General features: G+C 38.0%; 6 protein-coding genes and 1 pseudogene. All 7 read right to left on the reverse strand.

What is annotated here, in order from left to right:
- Positions 1–138 (reverse strand): annotated as a pseudogene (locus FC46_RS10080) (sugar ABC transporter ATP-binding protein); the annotation flags it as partial.
- A gap of 9 nt (positions 139–147) precedes the next feature.
- Positions 148–813 (reverse strand): beta-phosphoglucomutase, encoded by a 666-nt coding sequence (gene pgmB, locus FC46_RS09170; protein ID WP_057800018.1) that lies wholly within the window; start codon positions 811–813, stop codon positions 148–150.
- On the reverse strand, positions 806–3,070 hold the full coding sequence (locus FC46_RS09175; protein ID WP_057800021.1) for a glycoside hydrolase family 65 protein: 2,265 nt from the start codon (positions 3,068–3,070) through the stop codon (positions 806–808). Before FC46_RS09175 ends, pgmB begins: the two co-directional genes overlap by 8 nt.
- 157 nt (positions 3,071–3,227) lie before the next feature.
- Complete coding sequence (locus FC46_RS09180; protein ID WP_057800023.1) at positions 3,228–4,952, reverse strand: glycoside hydrolase family 13 protein; 1,725 nt, start codon at positions 4,950–4,952, stop codon at positions 3,228–3,230.
- Positions 4,953–4,956: 4 nt separating this feature from the next.
- On the reverse strand, positions 4,957–6,612 hold the full coding sequence (locus FC46_RS09185) for an alpha-glucosidase (protein ID WP_057800025.1): 1,656 nt from the start codon (positions 6,610–6,612) through the stop codon (positions 4,957–4,959).
- 119 nt (positions 6,613–6,731) lie between these two features.
- Positions 6,732–7,682 (reverse strand): LacI family DNA-binding transcriptional regulator, encoded by a 951-nt coding sequence (locus FC46_RS09190; RefSeq protein WP_057800027.1) that lies wholly within the window; start codon positions 7,680–7,682, stop codon positions 6,732–6,734.
- Positions 7,683–7,694: 12 nt separating this feature from the next.
- The gene (locus tag FC46_RS09195; RefSeq protein WP_057800029.1) at positions 7,695–8,468 is read right to left on the reverse strand and encodes a tyrosine-protein phosphatase; all 774 of its coding nucleotides are present in this window, start codon (positions 8,466–8,468) and stop codon (positions 7,695–7,697) included.
- Positions 8,469–8,888 lie beyond the last annotated feature (420 nt).

The raw sequence follows: 8,888 nt of genomic DNA on the forward strand, positions 1-8,888 counted from the left end.
AGTTGACTTACCACAACCTGATGGTCCTACGAAGACGATAAATTCCTTATCTTTAATGTGTAAATCAAAGTCATTTACTGAGTAGTAATCATTGCCTTCGTATTTCTTATAGATATGGTTTAAATCTACTTGAACCATATTCTCTCCCTACTTTCTCTTGTTAAATACTTCTTCAATTTCACTCAATTTCAATTCTGCAGTTGAGGCAACAATGTAATCTGCTTCCTTTAACAATTCCTTGTCGCCAATACCAACAGCGAATTGATCTGCAGCCTTGATTGCTTCAACACCCGCTTGAGCATCTTCAAAACTGATAACTTCGTCAGCTTTAAGATCTAAAAGTTCTTGTGCTTTGACATAAATTTCAGGATCTGGCTTACCACGGTGCAAAGTTGATGGATCAACGATACCATCAAATTCATCCATAATGCCTAACTTGTTCAAAATAGTTGGCGCATTCTTTGAAGCTGACGCAATTGCCATCTTTAAGTTTTGAGCCTTAGCATCCTTCAATAATTGAGGAATACCTGGCAAGATGTCTTCTGGAGTCATCTTTTGGATTTGTTCAACGAACTTAGCATTCTTTTCTGCTGCGAACTTTTCCTTTTCTGCTTCAGTATACTTGTCTTCTTGACCGCCGAACTTCAAGATCATATTCAATGAATCCATTCTTGAAATACCACGTAATTGGTCAAGTTGAGCATCAGTTAAGGTAATTCCTAATTCATTAGCCAAGTTATTCCAAGCAGATAAATGGTACTTAGCGGAATTAGTTAAAACACCATCTAAGTCAAAGAGTAATCCTTTAAGCATTCTTAGTTTCGCCTTCCTTAAGTTCAAGTTTCTTGTCTTTAACTACTACTTCTAAGTCATCACCCTTAAGTAAAGTGATCTTAGTGCCTTCGTGATCAACGTAAACTTCGATCAAGCGACCACGGTAGTTAATCTTGAAGCCGTAGTGATCCCAACCTTCTGGGACAAATGGGTTGAACTTCAATTGGTCATGGTCATAACGCATTCCTGCGAAACCTTGAACAATTGCAAGCCATGAACCACTCATTGAAGTGATATGCAAACCGTCAACAGTATCGTTGTTGTAGTTATCAAGGTCAAGACGAGCAGTTCTTTGGTAAAGTTCTACAGCCTTTTCTTGCTTGCCAAGTTCAGCAGCTAAAATCGAGTGGATACATGGTGAAAGTGAACTTTCGTGGACTGTCAATGGTTCGTAGAAGTCGAAGTTCTTTTCCTTTTGCTCCTTAGTGTATTCATCATTCAAGAAGTAGATACCTTGTAATACATCGGCTTGCTTGATGAATGGTGATCTCAAGATCTTATCCCATGACCAGTGTTGGTTAATAGGACGTTGATCTTCAATTGAGCTTACTGGACGAATGTCTTTGTCTAAGAAGTCATCTTGTTGTAAGAAAATGCCAAGATCTTTATCTTCTGGAAGATACATCTTGTCAACGATATCTTGCCACTTAGCCTTTTCTTCTTCACTAACGTTTACTCGTTCTTGAGCTTCCTTAGTAGCAAGTGGCAAACGTTCCAAAGTGTATCTAAGAAGCCATCTTGCCATAGTGTTAGTGAACCAATTGTTGTTAACGTTGTTTTCGTATTCGTTAGGACCAGTTACACCGTGCATTACATACTTGTTACGCCACTTGGACCAGTGAACTCTTGCTGCCCAGAATCTTGCAGTACCAACTAAGACGTCCATACCTTCATTCTTAACGTAGCTGTCATCACCAGTGTAGCCAGTGTACATTGCAATTGCGTGAGGAATATCCGCATTTCTGTGGATTTCTTCAAAAGTGATTTCCCATTCGTTGTGACATTCAATACCATTGAAGGTAACCATTGGGAATAATGCACCTGGAAGGCCTTGTTCCTTAGCGTTGTGGTAAGCACCTGGTAATTGATCATGACGGTATTGAAGCAGTGCTTTAGTAACACTTGGAGAAGTAATTCCTAAGTACATTGGAACAATGTAAGCTTCAGTGTCCCAGTAAGTTGCACCACCGTATTTTTCACCAGTGAAACCTTTAGGTCCAACATTCAATCTTTCGTCTTCACCGTAGTAAGTCATGAATAATTGAAGGATGTTAAATCTAATACCCTGTTGCGCTGCGTCATCACCGGCAATTTCAACGTCACTCATTTCCCAACGTTTTTGCCATACTGCAGTATGATCAGCCAAGTTTTCTTCAAAACTTTTAGCTTGTAATTTTTCCATCAAGCTATTAGCTACTGCTAATTGATCTTCATCTTTAACATCACGACTAGTTACAACGATTACGTCTTTTTCTAAGTCGTAAGTTTCACCTTCATTTAATTCAATTGAAAACTTTTCATCTAACTTTGCATCTTCAGTTGTTACTTCACCAGTAATAACTTGACCATCATGACGCAAGCTTGCTTTTTCCAAAACAGTAAATTGTGGAACTTCATATGGGTTAGGTCTAGTCTTAACTTGGATAGTTCTTGCTTCTTTGTCTTCATTCATTGGTACCCAGAAGCGTTCGTCATAGTTACTATCTTCGTTAACAACAGTACCGTCCAAAGTGCTGTCAAAGTCGATCTTTGCCTTACCTTCAAGCACAGTCATCTTAACTCTGATTAAAGCAGCTTCTTTTTGAACAATATGTAAGAAACGTTCAAATTCAAACTTAACTTTGACATCCTTACCTTCATAAATGAAACTTCTTGAAAGAAGTCCTTGGTGCATATCAAGTGATAAATCAAAATCACTAAACTTAACTTTTGCTAAGTCTAACTTTTCACCATTAATTGTGATTCCAATTCCGAGGAAACTTGGGGAGTTAGGGGTCTTACCAAAGTATTTTGGATAACCATTCTTCCACCAACCTACAACTGTTTTATCTGGGAACCAAACACCAGCCAAGTAAGTTCCTTGTAAGCTGTCGCCAGAGTAACCTTCTTCAAAGTTACCTCTCATTCCCATGTAATCATTACCGATTGCAGTCATACTTTCTTGCAATCTCTTGTCTTCTTTATTAAATTGATGAGTTTCAACCTTCCATGGGTCGATTTCAAAAATTCGTTTCATACTCTTATAATCTCCATAGCTCTTCGTTTGTTTACGCTTTCATTATGCTGTAGTTGAAAACGCTTTACAACCCTTTTTGGCATGTTACCGGTATCAAATTAAAAAAGAATAGATTAGAAAAATCCAATCTATTCTTCAGTAGGTATCAAACTATAAGCTAATGCTTAACATATGCAGCGAAGCCTTTAGGTAAAAGCTTAGTCCCATCACAATTTTGACTCAATTGTGCATCAGATTCCACTTCAACCACCGAATCTGTAGTATTAAATAGTACCGTAATATGATCTTGGCCTTCTCTTTCAACCTTAATTAGGTTATCCGGAGTAACTGTTAAGCGAATAGTTCCCTTCCCTAACGTGCTAGCATATTTCAAACGGAATTTAACTAATTCGTTAACTTGCTTCCAAACATCACCATCTTCTTTGGACCAATCCATTGGCTTACGGCAATCCGGATCATTATCACCAGACATCCCCATTTCAGTTCCGTAGTAAATACATGGGCTTCCAGTTTGCATAAACATAAAGGTCAAAGCTTGCAAAGCCAAAGCTTGATCATCCCCAGCTACAGTTAAAATACGAGCAGTATCATGAGAATCAAGCATATCCATCATTGCTTGATTATTCATATCACGATACATCATTAATTGATCGGTTAAATGCTCAACCATCTCTTTAGCAGTTGTCTTCTTTTTAAAGAAGTGTTCTTCAATTTGTAAAGTATATGGATAATTCATTACACCGGTAAATTCATCCCCATTAAGCCATGGACGAGCTGAGTGCCAAACTTCGCCAACAATGTAAAAGTCTGGCTTAATTGCAGTTACAGCATCGTGGAAACGGCGCCAGAAGTGGTGGTCAACTTCGTTAGCAACATCCAATCTCCAAGCATCAATGTCAAAGTACTTTACCCAATAAGTAGCAATTTCTAACAAGAAGTCTTGCACTTCAGGATTAGCAGTATCAAGCTTAGGCATGTGCTTTTCAAAAGCAAACGTTTCGTATTCAGGATCGCCTTCGCCCTTACTTGGGTCATGATATTCAGTTACTGGGAAGTGATTAATGTGGAACCAATTAGCAAAACGAGATTTTTCACCATTTTTAACTACATCTTGCCACTGCATTGATTGATCACCCAAGTGGTTAAACACAGCGTCTAACATAATCTTCATTCCGCGTTTATGTGCTTCGTTAACAAGCTTAGCAAATAAATCCTTATCGCCAAATTCTGGATCAACTTGGAAGTAATCAATTGTGTCATATTTGTGGTTAGAACCAGCTTTAAAAATTGGGCAGAAATACAAACCATTTACACCCAATTTTTGTAAATAATCCAAGTGATCGATTACACCTTGTAAATCTCCACCGTAATAGTCCTCACGACCAGGATGATCTTCTGGATTCCATGGCTTAACATTCTTTGGATCATTACTTTTATCACCGTTAGCAAAACGTTCAGGGAAAATTTGATACCAAACAGTGTGCTTAACCCAATCAGGGGTCATGTCCATATCAATCTTGTGTAAATATGGCAACTTAAAGTATGAGCTATCTTCAAGCAAAGCCTTTTTACTAAAGTCTTTGATCCCGCGATCACCAACAATCTTATGAACACCATCTTCACCAATTACTTCGAAGGTGTATTTAATTCGACGATATGGTGCACGTAAAGTGGCCACCCAATGATCTTCAACTTGACCGCTGCCAACTTTTTCCATTTCAATTTCTGCAGCATCCTTAGGTGGTAAGTAATTATCGATATAGTGAACGATGATCTTCTTAACATCGTCCTTAGCTGAGTGAAAACGAATGCGAACATGGTGGGGACTGATTACAAAACAATCTTCACTCTCAGTACGGTGGCGTAATGCAGCTAATTGCATATTTTTAATTCTCCTTCTTAAGTACAACACCAGAATGTGGCATCAAAATTAATTTATTATCGTTTAATTCATATTTTCCAGAATGAAGTAATTCACTCTTATATCCTTTTGGCAAAGTAATTTCAGTCTCATTATCACTGATTGAAACAGCAACAATAGCACTTTCTTCTTTTAGATCACGCTGGTAAACATAAGAATCTTGACCAGTTGTGAGTAAGTAATAGCTACCTTTTTGGAACAATGGTGTCTTCTTGACTTCAAGCATTTTTTGATAAAAAGAAAACATTGAACGCTTGTCGTCAATTTCACTATCAACACTTACTTGATCAACTTTTTCCCCAGTTATCCACGGCTCTACTGTTGAAAAACCATTATATTTTTCATTGTTCCAAGGCATTGGACCACGGCCTGGCAACTTGTGGGTTTCATTAACCATTTCAAGGGATTCTTGTTCACTTTTACCCGCTTTTTCTGCAGATTTTACAAATTGTTCAACCGTCATATCTTTAAACTGGTCTACCGAATCGAACTTCAAATTTTGCATCCCTAATTCATCACCATAATAAATTACAGGAATACCGCGTTGCAGATACATTAACATAGCCAAACTCTTAGCTTCTGTATCACTTGAAGCAATGCGCGTACGCAATCTGGCCATATCGTGATTACTCCAATATAGTGTAGGTTGCGAAATACCAGCTAGAGTCTGTTGCCAAACAGTTTGATTCTGTTTAAAGGCAATCATATCAAGTGGCTTTGGTTGATAACCAGCTGAAAAACTTGGATCAACTTGACTATCGTCTTCAGTAAAATAGCGGAAAGTAACCACGCTATCCATCAAATGATTGCGCTTTTCGGTATAATCAACTGCTAAGTTAACGCTAGCACTTGCTGCTTCACCAAGAAGAAGTGTTTCTGGATAGTCTTCTTTAATCTTTTCACAAAATGGACGCATCCACTCTTGAACTTGGGGACGGTTAGCAAAAAACGGCTCTGCTACCACAACGTCATCATTTTCAGCTGGGAAACTTTGTCGTAAATCGGCTTTACTAATGTGGATAAAGGCATCAAGACGCAAGCCATCAATCCCTTTATTAAGCCAAAATTCCGCAACTTCAAGCATTGCATGACGAACTTCTGGATTCTTCCAGTTCAAATCTGGCATCCGTTTGTCAAACAAGTGAAAATAAAATTCACCCGTTCCAGCAGGATCCTCTTCCCAAACGCTTCCACCAAAGAAGCTACCCCAGTTGTTTGGACGCTTGCCATCTTTTCCAGCAAAAATGTAATAGTCCCGATAGATACTATTTGGATCTTTAATAGCATCTTGGAACCATGGATGTTGATCTGAAGTGTGATTCAAGACGAAATCCATGATGATGTGGATTCCAGCTTTATGAAAATCATTGATCAAATTTTCCATATCTTCCATCGTTCCCATATGGGGATCAATTGCAAAATAATTGGAAACGTCATAACCATTATCAACTTGGGGAGAGACAAAAACGGGATTGAGCCAAACAGCATTAATCCCTAACTTCTTAAGATATGGAATTCTCTTTCTAATTCCATTTAAATCGCCAATTCCATCATCGTTTGAATCTTGGAATGACTTTGGATAAATTTGATAAATTATTGCATTATCGTACCAGTGTGTCATAATCTTTTCCTCCATCTCCAGTCTAGACGATTGAAGAAAACGTTTACAACAGTTAATTGAATGTTACCGGTATCAAAAAAAGACGCAAACTAAGTTTACGTCCTCATCATTATCAAATTTTAACGAGTAGAACCGCGTCTAACTAGAGTTGGCTCTACTAAAATCTCCCCTTGAGGAGATCCAGACTGAGCAATTTTTTGCAAAAGCATTTCTGCAAGTGACTCTCCAATATCAAAAATTGCTTGGCGAACTGTCGTTAACTTTGGATTCGCGACTTGATCAAGAAAGACGCCATCAAAGCCGATTACACCGTAGTCATCAGGTACTTTAGCACCTTCTGTTTCAAGCTGACGCTCAACGCCTACCGCAATTCGATCGCTGGCACAAATGAAACAAGTATCCATTTTAAATTCTTTAAAGTGCTCATGGATCAAATCCTGCGCAGCATGGCTGTGGTTGGGAATCCGGTAAATCTGTGGAATCATTTGATTCTGCTGCAAAGTATTGATATAGCCAGCTTCACGAGAATATTCAAATGGTTCTTTAACATCAATTCCGATAAAGATTAAATGCTTGTATAAACGCGACATCGCATATTCTGTCGCCATTCGCACACCTTTTTGGTTATCAGTATCAATGAAATCAAAGCCGCGGTGATTTTCACCAAACAAAACAAATGGCTTATCTAGTTGATCAAACATATCATAATCACTGCTTCTTGCGCCAGTAATCAAATAGCCATCAGCACGGCCATTTTTAATTTTTTTAGCATCAGTTACCAGCTGCATCGCATATTGCTTCTTATTCAAGCCGCGAGCAAAACCGAAAAGCAAGTTCATATAATACGGCTCAGTTGTATCTATATCTTCTAGTGTTACAAACTTAACCACATTAGTTCGGTTGTTAACCAGAGCCTGAGCAATTGAATTAGGATGATAATTTAAAGCTGCCATCGCCTTTTCAACTAAAGCTCGGAGTTCTGGCGTTACTTGTTCTGGGTGGTTAATTACCCTTGATACGGTCATCTTGGATACATTAGCTTCTTTAGCTACATCTGATAAAGTTACCATCGATTGTTTCACCTACTCTAAATACATTTTACGGAATCTGTTTAAGTCCTTTTGACTAAAGCCGAGTTCTTTTTTGAAAAATGCATCAAAACTCCCCCAACCTTCACGGATTGTTTCGGTAATTCCGCGAATTGCAGGACCTTCGCCCTTGGTTACGTTCATTTTAGAAACTAAATTAGCGATTTCATTATCATCAGGATATTGCTTGGCAAGGGCAAAATTGTACAACTCATTTGTTAACAAATAGTCCTGTGCAATTGTATCGTCGTCAACGCCGAGTGCAGTTAAGATCAGAGCAGAAGTCATCCCGGTCCGGTCTTTGCCGGCACTACAATGATAAACAAGGGCATCTTCTTCGGGCAATTCGATTAACTCAGCAAATATCTTGGCAAATTCATGCTGGCTGTGGGTATTAAGCAAAACTTGTTGATAAATTTGACCCAAGAAATTATCACCCATGTCAGGGATATGATGAACGAAGCGGTAGAGCTTGTTATCACCTTTATTTTCTTTGCGATTTTCTGAATAAATATGAGCGTCAACGTAGCGCACGCCTGGCCAAGATTTATCTGGTGCTGAATTTTGCTCATATTTTGAACGCAAGTCAATGTCAACGACAATACGGCGATCAGCTAACTTTTGCTCATCTTCATCTGATAAAGAGCTGAGTGAGTCTGAACGATAGATCTTATTCCATTTAACATGCTGTCCTTGATTGTTCTCATAACCGCCAATATCTCTGAAGTTGAGTGGACCATCTAAAGCTAGGATTCTTTCATGCTTCATCTTGCCTGCCGCCTTTTCTTTTGAAATGCTAATATATTGTTTTTATTATACTATATCATCGAATGTGAAATTTCAGCTAAGCAAAAGTGTCTCGAAAAATAAGGAGATTTTTAGTCCATTTTTGACTTTTACTCAAAAAATAACGCAATAAACTGTGATTATTACTTAAATCAAGGTAGAAAAAATCCTATTAAACCAAGGGTGATATAATTTTGATCCGTACCAAGATTTAATAGGAATTTTATTATTTCTAATTTTTTTAGACAATTTTTTACATCTTAATATCTTTATTTGAGAACAAGGTGTGCATTTTATGTGCATTTCGAACCGAAAAATAATCAGTATCTCCATTAATAAAATAAATTTTCGGCCGATTGTAAAATGAAGTTGGACACTATGTCCTAAATTAAAAAAGGTCAT

This window comes from Lactobacillus kalixensis DSM 16043 (genome assembly GCF_001434335.1).
In the GTDB taxonomy this organism is placed as follows: Bacteria; Bacillota; Bacilli; order Lactobacillales; family Lactobacillaceae; genus Lactobacillus; species Lactobacillus kalixensis.